This is a genomic window from Ramlibacter sp. (assembly GCF_035627355.1).
Taxonomy (GTDB): domain Bacteria; phylum Pseudomonadota; class Gammaproteobacteria; order Burkholderiales; family Burkholderiaceae_C; genus Ramlibacter.
Genome location: NZ_DASPLW010000066.1, coordinates 101,422 through 118,016, shown reverse-complemented (window position 1 = coordinate 118,016; position 16,595 = coordinate 101,422). Strand labels below are relative to the sequence as shown.

The following is a 16,595-nucleotide window of genomic DNA, read 5'->3' as shown; positions in this document are numbered from 1 at the left end:
TCATCCAAACTTGAAAGTGCCGAAAATTTGAGTGTACGAAGTGCCACCAAGACCGTCACCCAAACCTTCGAGGTCTACCTCATATCGCGCGTCGAGGAGCCGCTGCAGCGCCGCCGCGGAGATGGAAGGCTTCAGTAGTTCGCGCGTAAGGCGAGGCAGCTGATCGTCCACGGCTACGACTTTCACCTCCGACGCCAGGATCATCTTCTCGTCGTAGAACTCCGCGTCCTGGTCTCGATACAACCCAAGAGCGAGGAGCTGTTCGAAGCGCTCGAGCCGCGCAGCATCGGCTGCGAGGCATGCGCGAATCCGGCTGACAAGCTGTGGCAGAGTGCCTCCGTTCTGCGCGCCAGCATGTTCGAACTGAAGTGACACAAGCCACAGACTGAAGTCCGGACTCGGCGCAAGCTGCTGCAGGCTGCTGATCCAATGGCGTCTCGTTCGCTGACGGGTTGATTTCACCTCCAGCTCGAACGTTTTCATTCGGAAGTCATGCCGTCCTGGAATAGCTGGGTTGTAAGCTGTCCACGCCTCGACTGCAGCTGGCCCTTCCGCGGCCAGCAGCGCCTCCAGCACGGTCAGTTCTCCCCGCAGCCCAAGTTGGACGTCTTCCGAGAGAAGTGCGCGTCGCTTGAGGAGTTCTCCCCAAGTCTCGAGTCCTCTAAGAATCGCGCGGTCCGCGGTCATCCCCGGAGCGTCGTAGATGCGGGCGCACAGAACACCAAGCTGGTGAAACGGCTGCAGGTCGGCAAGGTTCCGCGCCGCGATCTCGAGCCAAGCATCTGGCCCAACGTTAACCCTCCGCACCTGCAGATGAGCTAATGCGACTCTTGGCGCCGCATCGCTCTCTTTGCACGGGAGGCGGATTGCCAGTTCGTCAGGCTTGCCACTCCAGATGAGCTGAACGCCTCTACGCCCGCCGAGAGGCTGCGCGAACGGCAAGCCCGCCTTCAGCATCTGGCGGAGATTGTCCCAAGTCAGATTTTCGACAGCTGCCATCAGGGGAGCGTAGCGAGCAACGCCTGGTTGATGCGACGGATGCGGTCTCGGCTAGCTTCCGTCATGAAAGACTTCGCCAAGTCGTCTTGGAAGAGGAGCAAGAACAAGGCTTTGACCAACACCGCCGCACCAGCGGAGTCACGCTCAATGGTGGCTTGAAAGTTCTTGTTCAACTGGATCTCGGCACTTGCAGGCTCGATTCTGAACAGCTCGTCAGCAGGAAGCCGCGTCCAGCGGACGGCGCCCTCCGAAGGCGCGGGCAGGCCCTTTTCGCTGAGTGCGGCCCTCATCTTCTTCCTGACTGCCGCGGGGAATCCGTTGCCTCCGGTGAATGCGAACTTGGCGGAATCCTGCCTCTTTTGATGCCGGTATGTAGCTTCGGCATCCTTCAAGAACTTTCGAAAGACCGCGCCTGTCTCCCCGCTCTCCAACGCAACCGAGAACTCCACAGGGGGATCGATCATGGACTTGCCGATATCGAGCTTGAAGAGCGACTCCAACTTAGGTGGAAGGTCGATTGCGACACGAGCAAGAGAGAGGTGCGGCTCGCTGTCGTCTCCTTGGAGCCCATTCCATCCGCCGGCTTGAATCACCCGATCATTCCGATAGAAGTAGAAGCCCTGTCGAGAGGCGACCTTTCCTCCGCCCAATCTGTAGCCGGGGAGGTTCGACTTGGCGGGCCAAATATGGAGCTCAAGCTTTAGGGATGCCCGGTGCTTTTGCAGCTCGATCGAAAGCTCTTTCGGGTATCCCGACATGCCGCAGCCGCCATGGGAGAACGGATTGAGGGGGAGCACCGGCACGGGCTCGCCCGCTGCTTCATCAGTGACGTCGGCCTCATCTATCCAGATCTGAACCGCTTCTGCCTCTAGCAGCCTATGGAATCGGATAGCAAGTTCATTGGCAACAGTCTTGCGGGCCCTGTCGAGAACCTTCTCGAGACTGCTGCGAGATGCTCGCAGGTGTTCAAGATGCTCCCATATGACCATCGTTCCCGCTTGGTGCGTCTCGACCGGTCCGAAGTCAGCGTTCATTGCACGGGAGCAATGGTCAGCGTTTAGCCTCTCGCAGATCCAACCGCTGCGGATGCCCTGGATGGTCCATCGGCGTCCAACTGCAATGCCGTTCTGCCGTGAGAGCACCGTCACCGACTGCGCTTGGCTCAGTGACGCCGACTTCAGACCGGTCCCGTACTTCCCGAGCTGCGATGGTCCTTTGTTAGTGTCAGAACCAATTCGCATCGCTTCTTTTAGACCGGACTTGGACATCCCGCGTCCGTCGTCAACGATCAGGACGCTGTGGATCCCCTCCCCATACTTCTGGAACCGGATCAGGACATTCTTTGCCTCAGCGTCGATCGAGTTGTCTACGAGGTCAGCGAGAGCTTCTTCTAATCGGTATCCGATTCGGGCGTAGAGGTCAGCTTCCTTCTTCTCGTTAGGTGCGATCTTCTCGGTCGCAACTGTTTCGATCTTCAGGTTCTCAAGGTACATCGACTGCTCTCAGAAACGCGCCGGGCACGCGGCACCGTGCCCCGTATCCCCCTCCGTGCGTGCGCCATTCTGGTCGATTAGTTACAAGTGGGCAACCAACCGTCTGCGGCAGGGAACTTCGCAATGCTTGCATCGCATCCTGTGCGGCGCATGGGTCTCCATCCGACCTTCGGCGCCCGTCGAGCCTGGAGAAGCCTGTTCCGGGTTCGATTGCTTCCGCCAATGCTGCGGCGCAGCAGACAGCTGCCCGTACAAGGCAGCGACGCCGCTACCACGATCCTGGCCTAACTGTTAAACTGGTTCCAGCATCAAGAGCTGGGTAACGCCAGCACCAACCTGCCCCCGGGGCAAGGTGGTTCGCGAAATGCGATGCGGCCCGTCTGGGGCAACCAAGCCGGTCTCTGCGTTCTCCCCCCGCTCTTGATGTTGGCGTGGCCTCGCCGGCGCGTTGTTGCGTCGATCGGCCGGGGTGCTTTGCCCGATTGCCGTCCCCTGCTCCGCAAAACACGGCTAAACCGGAGAACCTCATGAGCAGCAGCTCTTCTTCGCCCGTTGATCTGGACCAGCGCCCACGCTCCTACCTTTGGGCCGATCGGCTCGGGATCAGGCTTTCATCCTCCATTCGCGGTGCGGCGCGCAAACGGCTGTACGAACGCAGCCTTGCGGACAGCACCGACTTGCCGGAGCCTCTTCTGAGCGAGCACCTCGGCGATGACGCGCGGCGCGCATGGGGCAGTTTCCATCCCAGTCTGCTGGGCGGTGAGTACCTGCCAGAGCGAAAGCCTGGGGAGGTGGAGGTCGCCCGCATCGTCATAGCCTCCACGACGATGGATGTGACCTGCGTCTACGCATCGGAGGCAGACGGGCGGGTCGTGGTTCGCGTCGTGGATGAGTACGAAGGCGGTACGTTGTCGGACTGCGTGTCGAGGGAGTTCGGGGGGCCGCTATCGCTTCGGGAGCTCACTGACTTCTTCCTCGAAGCCTGGGATCTCACGGACTGCCTGCACGTGAACTTCTGCGAGCACGGGTACCCCAGAGACGATGTGCATGCCTTCGTCCTCGAGGCAAGCTCGGACTTCTACCCCGAATTTGGGCGCCTTGTGCACCAGCGCATTGACGAGTGGCTGGACACCGTGAAGGCAGATGCGGAAGACGACGACGATTAGGAAAGGGGAGCGAGCTCCGGCGCGTCGGCCGGAGCTTTCTCCCGGACGCACCGACAGCTCGGTAGTACCGTTTGACGCATGGCGGCGCGCCAGCCGAGCGCTAAGCCACTCGCGTGAGATGCCCCCGCTGGTGAGACACTGCCCTTGGGCGGAGTCTCATTCATGCCGCGAGAGCTAGTTCTGAGCCTGCTCCCAGCGTACCTGCGGCGCTCTTGATTGACGTCACCCACGCAGCAAATTGCTTTGGTGACGCGCGATCATTCTTGATGAGGAGACGCGCAATGTCTCCCCCGCTGACTAGCAGTACCGGGTGCTCGTCGTCTATGAGCTCCTGCTGTACCTGCGTTTCGAAGAATCCGGTTGTCATGAAAACACCCAAATCCCGATGCTTAAGTCTTGAGATGAGCCGCATCATCTGCCGCACACCGACCGCCGAACCTGGCTTCCACCGTTTTGCCTCGATGGCAACTGTCAGGCCAACCCGGTGCTTGTCGTGCCCAACGATGTACCTCCCTACGACGTCTCTCCCTCCATCGCGACTTGGCCGGGTGACTACGAGGTCGACGAAGCTTCGGTCGAGCATTCTTGTGAGCTCCATCGCCGCAAACTCGAACTCTCTCGGCGTAAGCTCGTTGTACACCCGATTCAGAACATCGTGCTCTTCGGGATTAGCCCCCATTTGGTCTGCTTTGGACCGCGGCACCTTCTGGGGCTCGCAAACCAGGTTCTGATACTTACCTGTCTGGACCCAATGCCTCCAAGCCTTGGGACAGTGCTCGGAATCCGCTGGGGAGCTGCCCGAGACAAGATCCTGCAGCCAGGACTTCGGCACGGAATCGACTTCGAGAATGCTGAATACCGCCCTGTAGTTCTGGAACCTCTCCCCTTTCGTCATCCGCCACACTCCAACCAGATCCTCTGTGGCAGATAGCCCTTCTGCGCCAGGACACGCGAGACCGAGAAACCTCATGTAGGTGCCCGAGCTGGTCGCGACCTTCTCGAAACAGAGAAAGGGCGGTACTGCAGAGCGCTTGCCCTGATGAACTTTCCCAAACGCTGAGGCAAGAAGTCGGTTCCCGCCAAGCGGGGTGTCTTCAATGGTGTGCCCCGGCTTTCGGTTGTCACCATAGTAGGTAAATAGGCCCGTCTCCCGATCTAGGCTATCAGGCCACTCACGTTCACCAAGATTCGTGACCAGAACGCAGAAAGCACAGTCCACGATCGACTTGCTCGCGCCGCTGCCTGCCCGCCCTTTCGCGCGGAACCCCGCAGCATTTCCGATTCCCACCACCTTGCCGCCGCCGTGGTCGAAGCGGAAAAACCGGTTGAACTGGTCATCCGAATCCTTCCAGTTCCCCCCCTTATTGCGATACCTCGCTTCGACCTGGATGCTGTTCATGATGTTCTCTATGACCTGAGATTCCCCTGGACCATGCACACTGCCGTCCTTCGGCGGGGGCACGCGAAGCTGTCAAACGGCAGTGCTCATGGTCACACGCGATAAGGCTGCACGAGATCCAGCATGTCCTGTGTCGCAGGGGCGTAGGTATTCAGGCGCACTAGCAGGCCGCTATGTGCGGCGAGCTCCATGGCGCGTGAGATCGCCAAATGGATCCAGCTGACCTCGTTGCCAAAAGCACCTCCACCAAGGCGGGTCAGAAAGACAGTCCGATTGCCTGTCTGCGCCCGGTTCAACACTGCGGCAAGCAACGTTGCCTCATAGGCAGCCTCGAGTACGAGTTTGGCGAACGCCGCCCATAGATGCGCCGGCGCACGGCAGTACGCCACTGGAAGCGCCGAGCAGTAGACCTGGGTGACCATCTGATGCGCCCCGGGGTCCGTCACCTGTACGTTCCACTGAACCCCGACCCTGACCAAAGCACGCAGTTCGTCGAGCTGGTCAGCGTTTCGCGATCGCAACAGCTGATTCAACCGCTCCAGGCTCTCCTCGGTGGCAAGCGCGTAGCCATTGCGCATCTTCCACAGCGAGCTATCCGCATTACCGAGGGCTTTTCCGAGTTCGAGAAGGCAGTCGACCTGACGCTGGCGTGTCTGCCCTGCTCCTCCAGCCACTGGCAACAGGTAATTGCGGTAGATCGTGCCCGCGCCACCGGCTATCGCACACGCAGGGCCTTGCGTGCGATCGTAGGCGTAGCGGGTCACACCATCTTCCGGCGTAACGTCCGGACCGACCATCTCAAGAAGATTGAATTGAGAGGCGACCTGAAAAACAGCACCCCCGCTTTCTGAAGCAGCGTGCAGCTTGCGGACGTCGCCCTGGATCACATCAGCCTGCAGTGGCTGACCGGCACTCATCAGTTTCGTCGCTCGTGCTCGCAGATCCGCGAGACTGAGGATCTCCAGCCGTCCAATGGCATAGCCGGAATCTTTGCCGTCCGCGTGCAGATTTCCGGCGACGACTGAGAGTCGACGCTGCGTTTCAGCGTACGGTCCCTCGCGGAACCCTGTGATGCGCTCGAACCAATCCATCGAGTGTGCAGTCATTAGGCTTAGACAGACGTCTCAGTGGACCGAGAGTTGCGCCTTCACGCGCTCAACCAGCCCATGAAGGTCCACTAGCCATTTCTGCTGCGGAGGCGTGTACGTCGCATGCAGCTGGCGAGGGACAACAAGCTGCAGGTGCTTGTCCTTCATCTCGTCCGTCTGAGCCGTGCTTATCGCGGTCTCCAGCGTCAGCAGGTGCTTCTCAGGGACCCGGTCCGCCTCGGAGAGCACTTGTCTCCAGCGATCCTTGCAAGTGGACTTCACGCCCAGCATTGTCAATCTGACAGGGTCGAACGACGGGTCCCGGTACTCTGAGATGCCTGGGAAGAGGAAGTCCGGTTTCGCCTTGTTCTCAGTCACCGGCGTGCGAACAAAGGGCACCTTGAGGGTAGTGAAGACATGCTCGAGATGATTCTCAAGCGCGTAGCCAACACGACTCTTCCGGCGGTTCTGCACTGACAGGGAGAACGCAATGAACGCGTCGACATCGCCCTGAAATCCCTTCGAGAGCCTGTCCGCAATCAGATGCCGCTCGAGCGCACGGAATAGCTTCTCCTCCTTGTCCATCCAGGCCATCAGTGCGGCATCACAATCACTTTCCACGTCAACTTGAGGAGCCTTGGCCCGCGCAAACGCTGAAAACTCGCGAGTGGTCGGAAATCCTGAGAATCGATCCAGGATTTCATCGAGTCCGTCGTCCGAGTCCTCCTCCAGAGTGACCCCAACCGATTCAAGAATGAGGCGGGAGGCAAATGCGATCCGGTCTCGCTCCGCGTCAAGGACCTCCCTGACTGCGTATCCGGCATCTGCGAGATCATCGACTCCAAACAGCCACTGGATCTGATTGGCCGCGGTGGATCCGGCGTCGGCAACTACTACGAGCACCGATGCATCCGGCCGGCGTCCAATGATCAGCAGGTCACCCGTACCAGACCTCTCCGAGACCGGCGTAGAGGGGAAGTAAAGGCGGTGCTCAGAGCGGACAGGGTGCCTCTCACGCGCGTCGTACCAGGTCAGGAAGCCGTCCGCGATGACCGGCTCATCCTGAGCGTCGCTCAAGTAGATGAACTTCGCTGGGAACGTCTGCTTGCCGCTGGCATGACCAAACAGCCGCTTCAGTGCATCTACGCCGTTGAACTCGTGCTGATTACTTCGCAGCACGTCGGCCTCGACGGCTTTCAGGCGCTTTGCCGCCACCCCGGTGAAATACTCAGACAGATAGCCTTTTTTCATCCGCGTCTCACCTGCGAATGATAGGGCTACACGTCACGAGCACCAATGGGTAGCGGAGATGTCACCTCCCCACCGCCCTCTTCACCCGGAGGACCTGTCTGCGCAACGCGACAGCGTTCTTGGTCTCACACTCCCAGACCACGACACACTTCCAGCCAAGCTCACCTAACGCCTTGAGCGACCTGCGGTCCCTCTCCACGTTCGCGCTGAACTTTTCCGCCCAGAAGTCGAGGTTGCTCTTTGGGCTGTACGCCAGAGTACATCCGGCGTGTCGATGCCAGAAGCAGCCGTTCACAAAGACAGCGACTCGCGCCTTCCGGAAGACGAGATCGGGCCGACCGGGAAGGTCCTTTGCATGCAGCCTGTAGCGCAAGCCCTCGCGATGCAGAGCGCGTCTGAACGCGAGCTCGGGCTTTGTGTCCTTGCCTCGGATCTTCGACATGTTCCGGCTGCGACGAGCCGGATCCAGCCGGTCGGCCATTCAGGCAGCCAGCAGCGAACGCTCTGCGCGCCCTTCCTTTATCGACAGCACGCCAGGCTTCATGATCCGGGCGATTTCAGCGATCACTGGCACAACAACCGAGTTGCCGAACTGTTTGTACGCTGGAGTATCGGCAGCAATGATGTTGTACCGGCGCTCAGGAGTGTCAAATCCCATAAGACGTGCGCACTCGCGCGGCGTCAGCCTGCGTGGATTCTTCTTCTTGCCCTGGCTCACGAGGATCTCCGAGCCATCCTTGTAGTAGCGAGCAGACAGCGTCCTTGCGACATCGTCTTTATCCACGAGGCCAAAACCGAAGCCGTTGCCCTGCTTCTGGTGCTTGGCGGCGTACGCCTGCAGATACGTCCAGAGCTTGTCACTCAACGTGTACTTCTCTGCGACCTTGGCTTTCGCCCCGACCGTGTACGGCTCCTCGGGTTCCTCCGAGCCGTCCTGGGGGTGCAGGATGTCCGCCAGGCGCTTAGCGTCAGGGCGCGGGGCAACGAAAGCATTCCAGTCGAAGTCGACCTCTTCGCGGAAACCAACGATATAGATGCGCTCCCGGTGCTGCGGTACAAATCCTTTGGCGTCAACCACCATCGGGTAGACGTGATACCCGAGCTCCTCCCGCAGGACCTGCTGTATCACCCGGAACGTGTTGCCCTTGTCATGCCCCTTCAGGTTCTTGACGTTTTCGAGGAGGAACGCTGCCGGCCTGAACTGATGCAGGATCTGAGCGATGTCGAAGAAAAGCGTACCTTGGGCGTCGCAGGCGAAGCCGTGCTTGCGCCCCAGGGAGTTCTTCTTGCTCACTCCCGCGATGGAGAACGGCTGGCATGGGAAGCCGGCGACGAGCACATCGAACTCCGCCGGAATCAGGTCCCATCGCTCCTTTGCTGTCACCTCCCTGATGTCACCGATCAGTGCATGCCGTTCATCGACCGGGAAGTTGGCCCGGTATGTCCGCTGCGCTGCAGCATCCCACTCGGAGGTGAAAACGCACCGCCCGCCAGCCCGCTCAAAGCCAAGGCGCGTTCCTCCGATGCCAGCAAACAGGTCGATGAATGTGAAGTCACCCTTGTCGCTGGTTGGCGCGGGTCTGGAATTCGCCAAGAGGAACAGCAGCGCCATCTGGGATGTGCGGTCCAGACCTGCCTTCTCCCATCGCGCGATCGTCTTCGTGTCACGGCCGAGCTCACGAGCGAGCTCAGCTCTACTGAAGCGGCGCAGCGCCTCTCCGAGAAGAACCTGCGGCGGGGTCTGCATGTCCATACTGTATGTCCTGACAGGGGGAAAACTGAGCGGCATTATGACCGAGTTTTCTCCCAGCGCAACCCAGCGCCACACTCACCCGAGTTCAAGTGACCTGTTCGGGCTGCCTGGACTGCGGACGCGGACATCTGAGCCGCAAGCTCAATGCGCTTGGCCGCAATCACACACACGGCAGGGATGAGCTTGCGGAAAGCCGGGCCTGAAACGGCGTACCCCGTGTAGAGCACGGCCACGGCAGCACCGATCGGCCCTGCGGCTCCCGCAGCAGCCATCAGAGCCCCGCCGGCACCGATCCCGAGGACGGCTCCTGCCGCAGCAAGCTTGCCGGACGTGATGAGGATTGCCTTCAGAACCACCCACTGAAGAAAGTTGAGTCCGACGAGCCCCGATAGCCCAGGACCGGCCAGCACAAGGCCACCAACGGTCCCCCCGACATCCATGCCTGCGAACTTCACGAAGTCCACTATCTCGTGAAAGGCGACCCGCCGGTAGATGCCCCTCGTCCTCAGCTCCGCTTCAATCTGCTCCGCCAGTTGAAGCTTCTGGGCTTCGGACATTCCACTGAGTGACTTCTCGATCATCTTGAAGAGTACGACGCGTTCGATCTCCTCAATGGGCGAATCCGCCGGCGCAGGAATTTTCAGCCGCTTTGCAACAACGGCGACCGCTCCGGGGTAGTCAACGGCTCGCGACCAGGGCAGTGAATACGAGGCCGCAGAAGCGAACTGCGTTCGCACGTGGTCTGCAAGGACAGCATGGGGAAGGTCCGGTTCAATGCGCGCCTTGAACTGGGTTTCAAGGAGCGAGCGGAGCTCGCTGACGTCCATTGCGCCTGTGACTTCTCCCAACGCATCCGGGCCCGCCTTGATCGCGACACTGCTCATGAGTCCAGTGTAGTGACGCGCTGGGCAGGCGCCCTCGCCTTCGGGCACTGCCGGTGCAAGGCAGCGACACGTCGGGGCTTGCCCCGTTGTCAGGCCGGATACCAGCGGTTACATTGGAGGTCAGTTCATCTGGCCGCACACCGGTTCCGGAATCTCCTCCGCATACGGGTCCGTCGAGAACGGCTGCAGTTTGGGCTCGAGGGAGGGAAGATGAATCTGTTACGACGGCTGCTCGCATGGATTGGGCAGCTGCTCTCGCCGAAAGCGGAACCGCTTCAGGCCCGCAGGTGGGACCCTCAGACCAATCCGGTCGACGTCCAGAAGATCTCGCGCGAGCTGCGTCTGAAGGAAGAGGGTCGCCGACTTGGTGCTGCCGGCGTTCCGGCTGATTCGGATGCGAGCCTCTGCTCGCCTGAAGAAAAGGCCGTCGCCGTCATCGAGCACGCGCGCACTGATTACCTTGCGTGGGGCCAACTGCGCCTGAAGTCGCTTCAAGGCGAGTTGGACAGGCTGGACATCCGCAAGGACCTGCGAGCCGCCGCAGATGGCGCGAACGAATTTGAGCGGCTCGCCGAAGCAGCCATCACGGCAAACGCTCCCGAACTGCAGCAGCTTGGAGCGACCGCAACTGCCCGAGCTGACGAGTTCGCCCGCTTCCAGGCAGAGCACAGACGAAAAGACCTGCCCCACTACCCCGTGGGACTGATGAAGGTGCTGGCGTGGGTCTTCGCCGTCTTCCTCATCGCCATCGAAGCGCTGCTGAATGCATCGTTTTTCGCGAAGGGACTGTCCGGGGGTCTGATTGACGGTTTCGTGGAGGCGGCGATCGCTTCGATGCTGAACGTGCTCGTTTGCCTCGCTGTGGGCGCTCTGGCAATCCGCCACATCAATCATGTCCATCCGTTCGGAAAACTCTACGGGATGCTGGGGTTGCTCTTCGCCGTCTGTTTCATCACAGCGCTTGGCCTCGCCGTCTCGCACTATCGGGAGGCACTTGTCCTCGCGCTGGACGATCCGCAAAGCGCTGCGATCAAGAACGTGCTGGCTGACCCTTTCGGCCTCAAACAGGTGTCTTCCTGGTACCTCTTCTGCATCAGTGTCGTGTTCGGCATCCTGGCAGTGGCGGACGGATACAAGCTGGATGACCGATATCCCGGCTATGGGAAGCGCCACCGGCAGCTTGCTGAAGCACAGAACGAGTACACCGGCGCCGTAGCGCAGCTGCAGGAACACCTCGAAGAACTCAAGGCGGATGCGCTGACCAAGCTCGATCGTGCTCTTGCCCAGTCTCACGTGTCGATCGCCAGCTACAAGAGTGCGATCACTGACAAGGAGCGCTGCCGCAAGGATCTCAACAACCTCATCTTCGATGCGGAGCCTATCCTCAAGGCACTTCTTTCAGAGTTCAGGACAGAGAACAAGGTCGCTAGAGCCGAGAAGGGGCTCGGAGTGCCGCCTTCCTTCAGTACTTCTCCGCAACTCAAGGATCGCGCTGACGATGTACCTGACTTCAGTACTGACGACGACGAGAAGAACCTCGCGGAGCAAGTGCGTGCGCTCCAAGAGTTCGTCGACATGGAGCCCCAGATTCGGGGACGTATCCAAGCGGCCTACAACGCTCGTTTCAGCTCCCTGAGTACGCTGTTCGGACACCTGGATGGCACCGACCTCAGCTCGCGCATCACCCGCTCAGAGCAGCTAACAAGCGAGCCGTCGGTTGAAGTCGCCCTCGGAGGAAGCTGATGGCGTTTCGTGTTTCAAAGGGCCAGCGCAAGGGTACGCTGCTCACACTCACGTGGATTGCCCTTCTAGTCCTCGGCATCGCCGCGGCAGGCGGCGTGGTGATCTACAAGCTTGTATTCGGCAAGAGCGACGTCTTCGACCCCTCAACGCTCTGCCCCGCCGCAGGGTCGCATGGGCACGTCGTGCTGCTCGTCGACAGGTCAGACCCGCTGACCTTTACTCAGCGCAAAGACTTCGAGGTTCTGTTCCGCGACGTCCTCATCTCGAGCGTTCCCAAAGGACACCTCCTCTCCGTTTATGCGCTCGCCGACGACTTCAAAGCTACAGCTGAGCCGCTCATGGAGATGTGCAACCCGGGCGACGGCAGAGATGCTCGGGAGCTTGACGGTAACCCCGCCATGTTGCGCAAAGCGTTCGACGAGAAGTACCTCAAGCCGCTGCTTGCCAGGCGGGACGAGCTGATCACCGACATGCCGGGCAAAGCCTCGCCCATTCTGGAGATGATCCAGCTGGCAGGCATCACAGGATTTAACAGGCGAGCCGTTCCAGAAGCCCGACGCCTGATCGTTGTGTCCGACTTCATTCAGAACACGCCAGAACTGCCGATGTACAAGGTCGGGATTCCTGAGTACGAGTCATTCCGGTCGACAGCGTACGGAAAGAAGGTTCTAGCGGACCTCAAAGATGTGAAGGTGGAACTGCGCATGCTGTTGAACAGGCCAGATCTGCAGACGGAGAAGCTCCTGAAGTTCTGGCAGGAACACATCCGGGCGTCCGGAGGCCGCGTGGTCCTGTACGAGCCTGTTAAGGGCTGATCAGCAGCATCACCATTGAGAAAGATCTTGAGCACCCTCCTCCCCCAGACCCTGAGTGTTCAGCGCCTTTTCGGCGTTGCAGTCGCGCTGAAGGTCGCGTTCGCCGCCGCCGGCTACCTGCTTGAGTCTCCGCTCTGGCTTGGCACGGTGGCGCCGCTGACCGTAATGGTCGCGTACATGTACTTGGGGTACCACCGCCGTTCCTCAGACGTCTCTGAAGAACGCTTCGCGGATAGCTGCTACTACCTTGGCTTCATCTTCACCATCGTCTCGATCATCATCTGCCTGTTCGATCTCCCGAAGATGTCCCCGGGGAAGGGCATGTACCTGATCGCCATGCGCTTCGGCGCAGCAATGGTCAGCACGGTTTTGGGGATGATCGTCAGGGTTTATCTCGTAGGCTTCAAGAAAGACGTCTCTGAAGCAGTGAAGGACGTTGAGACGGCGCTTATCGATGCCACGCGGGCGTTTACCATCCAACTGCAGGACACGATGCAGTCCATGAAGCAGTTCGAGGCCCAGATTCTTGATGCTTCTAAGGCTTCTGTCGCAGGCGTCCAGCTCCAGGTCGAGTCGCTTGGCAGAAACTTCGCAGACGCGCTCAACCGGTTCTATGAGCAGGTGAATTCAGACAACAAAACTGCGTTTGAGCAGATGTTGGGCGAGGTGCGAACGGCAACAGGGCGCCTCTCAGCCTCAGTCGAGACGTACTCCGCTGGGATGCGCGAGCATTTGCAGGGGATCGAGCAGAAGGTGACGGCGTTCAGTGATGCCGTGACGTCGCGCCTCACATCCACCACCTTTCCGGACGACTTCTTCAGCACTCGACTTGAGGCGCCGGTTCAGCAGCTCCGGTCAGAAGCTGAGTCCCTAGGCGCCAGCATTCGGGCGGTAGCCGGGCAGGTACAGGCCTCATCGGCCTCGTTAGGCGAAGTTCTTGATTCCCTGCGCGAACGTACTGAAGGGACGAAGGCAACCATGGACTCAGTTGTGGCGCTTTCAGATCAGCACCGCGTTCTGCTGAACAACGCAGATCTGCAGCTGAATGCTCTCAGCAGACTTGCAGCCAGCCTAGAAACTCTGGAAGGCGCGCTGCGCCTCACCAGCGATGCGGTCAAGGCGAACAGCGCGACTAGCGGGGACCTCCAGAGACAGATCGGGACACTCGTGCAAGACGGTCTCGCAGCCCGCACGGACGTCAAGGATGCTCTCGGGGAGATTTCTAGGCGGCTGGACCAGACTGCCGGACGCGCAGATGGGGTTCTGGATCGCCTTGACTCCCATGTCGTAGCAATGCGCGACCATATTGGGGCGGCGCTGCTTGAAGTGAGAACAACAGCACAGGCGACGCAGAGGACCTCTGAACAGGTCTCGGAGCTCTCGGGCGTCCTGCCCAAGCTTGTCGCAACCACTGAGGACGGCGCGGTCAAGTTGCAGAACGCTGTTGGCAGCCTTCAGCAGATTGCCGGCGCTTCGACTGCTACCGCCCAGGCAGGCGCTGAGAACGCGCGGCTTTCGGAGCAATTGCTCTCTGTCATCAGGGAGCAGACTCGGGAACTTGCCGCCGCCAACCAGCGCTTCCAGGAGACGTCCAATGCCCAGCCCGCGCCTATCCAGACCATACCGACCATCGTGCAGCCTGCCGACGCGGCTGCGGTGCAGGTTGAGCTGCCGCGTCCACTTTCCTGATCTGAGTCCGCAGCCGTGTCGCGCCACACTGACCAGGTCTTTCCAGTCTCTCTGTCGGAGATTGCGTTCACGCTGGTTCTTGTTCTAATGCTTCTTCTTGGCTACATGTTCCTGCAGGAACGCGAGGCGCGCGACGCTGCCGAGCAGAAGCTTCGCGACGCCGTCGTAACTCAGAATGGCGAAGCGACCTTGAAGATGCTTGAGAGTGCCAAGCGGGCACTGGAGGTGGAACTAAGAAGAGCCGGCGCGAAGAACCCCGATCTGCTTATTGCAACCATCAGCAATGCGGGCGAGAAGACAGCCGAGGCCACCCGGCTGCAGCAGGAGGTGGCAGACCTCACGAAGAAGCTCGTCGCGCTTGAGGAACTTCGGAGTCGTGTTGAATCCGCTGGTCGCTCAACCGACGATCAGCTCACGCGCGAGCAAGTCGAAAGGGCGATCGTTCTGCAGAAGGAAGTCGAACGGATTCTGGCCGAGCGCGCCCAAGCCGGACATGCAAGTGCGAACTCGACATCGGCGAGTCCCGACACGGGGACCAGAATAGTCGTTCAGGCTCTGGCAACCACGAGCGAGCTTCACAAGCAAGCCAGAGAGAAGCTTCAACAGTCGATAGTTCCCGGTGAAGAGCCCAAGACCGTACGTGAGCTCGTTGCGGTGGCGAGCGAGGCGTCGCGAGAACGTGGAAGCGGCGCAAGCGTCGGTTCACTCCGCGCAGAGAACGAAAAACTCCAGACTCAGCTCCAGTTCTACGCAAAGCGCGACAAGTTGAGGGGACTTGACCATCCGCCGTGCTGGATGGATTCCGAATCACGCATCGAGTACATCTACAACGTTCAGACGACGCCAGAGGGTTTCTTCGTTAGCCGCGGCTGGCCCTCACACCGCGAGTCCGATGCACGAGCAAGCGATGGTTTCTCAGTTCTAATGGCACAGCCCGGAGTGGCACTCAGCTCGGAACAGTTCGGAACCGGAGCAAAGCCGTATCTGGACTATGGAAAAAAGCAAAGCCCTGAGTGCCGGCACTTCGTCTACCTGTCGTCAACGATCCCGAACGCAGATCGCCGGGATGACGCACGCCGGCTTGTGAGTTCATTCTTCTACATTCTCGAGCGCAAGGCGCCGGTCACGCCATGAGAGTGTCAGTCGGGTCCCTACGGTCGGCGCTGTTCCTCGTCGCCGCATTGCTCGCGTGTGGTCACCTGGCCGCTGACGAACTTCGCGGCCGGGTTGTCGGTATCACTGATGGGGACACTGTGACTGTCTTGACCCCAGCGCGCATCCAGAAAAAGGTTCGCCTCGCAGGAATCGATGCACCGGAGAAGGGGCAACCGTTCGGGCAAGCGTCCAAGCGCCAGCTGTCGGAACTTGCCTTTCAGCGCGATGTGTCGGTTCAATGGAACAAGGAAGATCGCTTCGGTCGCATTGTCGGCGTGATCATCGTGAATGGTGACGACGTTGGGTTGTCGCTCCTTCGCTCCGGTTTCGCCTGGCACTTCAAAAGATATGCGCATGAGCAGAGCTCCACAGACCGAGCTGCCTATGCGAAGGCCGAAGAACAGGCTCAGGCAGCGCGAGTTGGACTCTGGCGCGATCCACAGCCGGTCCCGCCTTGGCAATACCGATCGAACCGCCGACACTGATGCGCTCCCCGCGCCAAAATCGTGTGGATCCTTGGGGAGCGCTGCACGCAGTTGATGCGCGCGGATCGCTGATGGGCAACAGGGGCAAGCTGCACGACGACCAGGGCAGGATCGTTCGCAACGCTGAGACTAAGCGCTGGATTGCCTGTCTGCTGGAGTTCGGAGAGGTTCGCAGGTCCATTTTCTCGGACAGCTACAGCGAACTGTTCTTTCTCGACGAGGCCACGGCCTTTTCCGCGGGCCATCGACCCTGCGCCCAGTGCCAGCGTGGCCGGTACAACGCTTTCCGCGAGGCATGGGCCACGGGGAATGGTTTGTCAGGGCAGCTTGGAGCTGACGACATCGATGCGGCCCTACGCAGCGAAGCAACAGAGGGGCCGCACTTTCGCAAAGTCGGTGAGCTGCCCCTAGGCACCTTCTTCTGCATCCAAGAGACAGCGTTTGCCGTGTGTCCACAAGGCCCGCGAAAATGGTCGTTCTTCGGGTATGAAATGGCCGCCGACGTGCAAGGTAACTTGCCTGTTCGCTTACTGACGCCTGTCTCGATCGTCAACGCCTTCCGAGCGGGGTTCACGCCTCTACTGCATCGGAGTGCACGCACCGAATGAGCACTGCCCTGCGCATGCGCAGGCAGCGACCAGGGAAGCATCATCAATCTCATGTCTGCTCCTAGAT

General features: G+C 60.1%; 15 protein-coding genes and 1 riboswitch. Of the genes, 7 read left to right on the top strand and 8 right to left on the bottom strand.

The annotated features are described in order from the left end of the window. Positions 1 to 999: a PD-(D/E)XK motif protein gene (locus tag VEC03_RS16005; protein ID WP_324917238.1), complete on the bottom strand. Its 999-nt coding sequence runs from the start codon at positions 997 to 999 to the stop codon at positions 1 to 3. After that, positions 999 to 2,492 carry an ATP-binding protein gene (locus VEC03_RS16000; RefSeq protein ID WP_324917235.1) on the bottom strand — a complete coding sequence of 498 codons (1,494 nt, stop codon included), beginning with the start codon at positions 2,490 to 2,492 and terminating at the stop codon, positions 999 to 1,001. Before VEC03_RS16000 ends, VEC03_RS16005 begins: the two co-directional genes overlap by 1 nt. A gap of 300 nt (positions 2,493 to 2,792) precedes the next feature. Beyond that, positions 2,793 to 2,895, top strand: a riboswitch (SAM-I-IV-variant riboswitch). Between the two features lie 124 nt (positions 2,896 to 3,019). On the opposite strand from VEC03_RS16000, the gene VEC03_RS15995 reads away from it, so the two are divergent. Next, positions 3,020 to 3,658, top strand: a complete 639-nt coding sequence (locus VEC03_RS15995; RefSeq protein ID WP_324917232.1) for a hypothetical protein — start codon at positions 3,020 to 3,022, stop codon at positions 3,656 to 3,658. A gap of 160 nt (positions 3,659 to 3,818) precedes the next feature. Here the strand turns inward: VEC03_RS15995 and VEC03_RS15990 are convergent, their stop codons facing one another. From VEC03_RS15990 to VEC03_RS15965, 6 genes are all read right to left on the bottom strand, one after another. Beyond that, positions 3,819 to 5,057 (bottom strand): restriction endonuclease, encoded by a 1,239-nt coding sequence (locus tag VEC03_RS15990; RefSeq protein ID WP_324917229.1) that lies wholly within the window; start codon positions 5,055 to 5,057, stop codon positions 3,819 to 3,821. A gap of 92 nt (positions 5,058 to 5,149) precedes the next feature. Next, positions 5,150 to 6,148 carry a hypothetical protein gene (locus VEC03_RS15985; RefSeq protein WP_324917226.1) on the bottom strand — a complete coding sequence of 333 codons (999 nt, stop codon included), beginning with the start codon at positions 6,146 to 6,148 and terminating at the stop codon, positions 5,150 to 5,152. 33 nt (positions 6,149 to 6,181) lie between these two features. Beyond that, positions 6,182 to 7,396 (bottom strand): type II restriction endonuclease, encoded by a 1,215-nt coding sequence (locus tag VEC03_RS15980; protein ID WP_324917223.1) that lies wholly within the window; start codon positions 7,394 to 7,396, stop codon positions 6,182 to 6,184. A gap of 61 nt (positions 7,397 to 7,457) precedes the next feature. Beyond that, positions 7,458 to 7,877, bottom strand: a complete 420-nt coding sequence (locus tag VEC03_RS15975) for a DNA mismatch endonuclease Vsr (RefSeq protein ID WP_324917220.1) — start codon at positions 7,875 to 7,877, stop codon at positions 7,458 to 7,460. After that, the gene (dcm, locus tag VEC03_RS15970) at positions 7,878 to 9,149 is read right to left on the bottom strand and encodes a DNA (cytosine-5-)-methyltransferase (protein WP_324917217.1); all 1,272 of its coding nucleotides are present in this window, start codon (positions 9,147 to 9,149) and stop codon (positions 7,878 to 7,880) included. Between the two features lie 35 nt (positions 9,150 to 9,184). Continuing rightward, positions 9,185 to 10,033, bottom strand: coding sequence for a hypothetical protein (locus VEC03_RS15965; protein WP_324917214.1), 849 nt, complete (start codon positions 10,031 to 10,033; stop codon positions 9,185 to 9,187). Positions 10,034 to 10,243: 210 nt separating this feature from the next. Between VEC03_RS15965 and VEC03_RS15960 the strand changes: the two genes are divergently transcribed. From VEC03_RS15960 to VEC03_RS15935, 6 genes are all read left to right on the top strand, one after another. Beyond that, on the top strand, positions 10,244 to 11,776 hold the full coding sequence (locus tag VEC03_RS15960) for a hypothetical protein (RefSeq protein ID WP_324917211.1): 1,533 nt from the start codon (positions 10,244 to 10,246) through the stop codon (positions 11,774 to 11,776). Next, positions 11,776 to 12,591 carry a hypothetical protein gene (locus VEC03_RS15955; RefSeq protein WP_324917208.1) on the top strand — a complete coding sequence of 272 codons (816 nt, stop codon included), beginning with the start codon at positions 11,776 to 11,778 and terminating at the stop codon, positions 12,589 to 12,591. The genes VEC03_RS15960 and VEC03_RS15955 overlap by 1 nt, the downstream gene beginning before the upstream one ends. A gap of 27 nt (positions 12,592 to 12,618) precedes the next feature. After that, positions 12,619 to 14,280, top strand: coding sequence for a hypothetical protein (locus VEC03_RS15950; RefSeq protein WP_324917205.1), 1,662 nt, complete (start codon positions 12,619 to 12,621; stop codon positions 14,278 to 14,280). Positions 14,281 to 14,295: 15 nt separating this feature from the next. Further along, positions 14,296 to 15,414 (top strand): hypothetical protein, encoded by a 1,119-nt coding sequence (locus VEC03_RS15945; RefSeq protein ID WP_324917202.1) that lies wholly within the window; start codon positions 14,296 to 14,298, stop codon positions 15,412 to 15,414. Further along, positions 15,411 to 15,920 (top strand): thermonuclease family protein, encoded by a 510-nt coding sequence (locus tag VEC03_RS15940; RefSeq protein ID WP_324917199.1) that lies wholly within the window; start codon positions 15,411 to 15,413, stop codon positions 15,918 to 15,920. Before VEC03_RS15945 ends, VEC03_RS15940 begins: the two co-directional genes overlap by 4 nt. A 71-nt stretch (positions 15,921 to 15,991) precedes the next feature. Further along, the gene (locus VEC03_RS15935; protein ID WP_324917196.1) at positions 15,992 to 16,528 is read left to right on the top strand and encodes a hypothetical protein; all 537 of its coding nucleotides are present in this window, start codon (positions 15,992 to 15,994) and stop codon (positions 16,526 to 16,528) included. Positions 16,529 to 16,595: the final 67 nt, after the last annotated feature.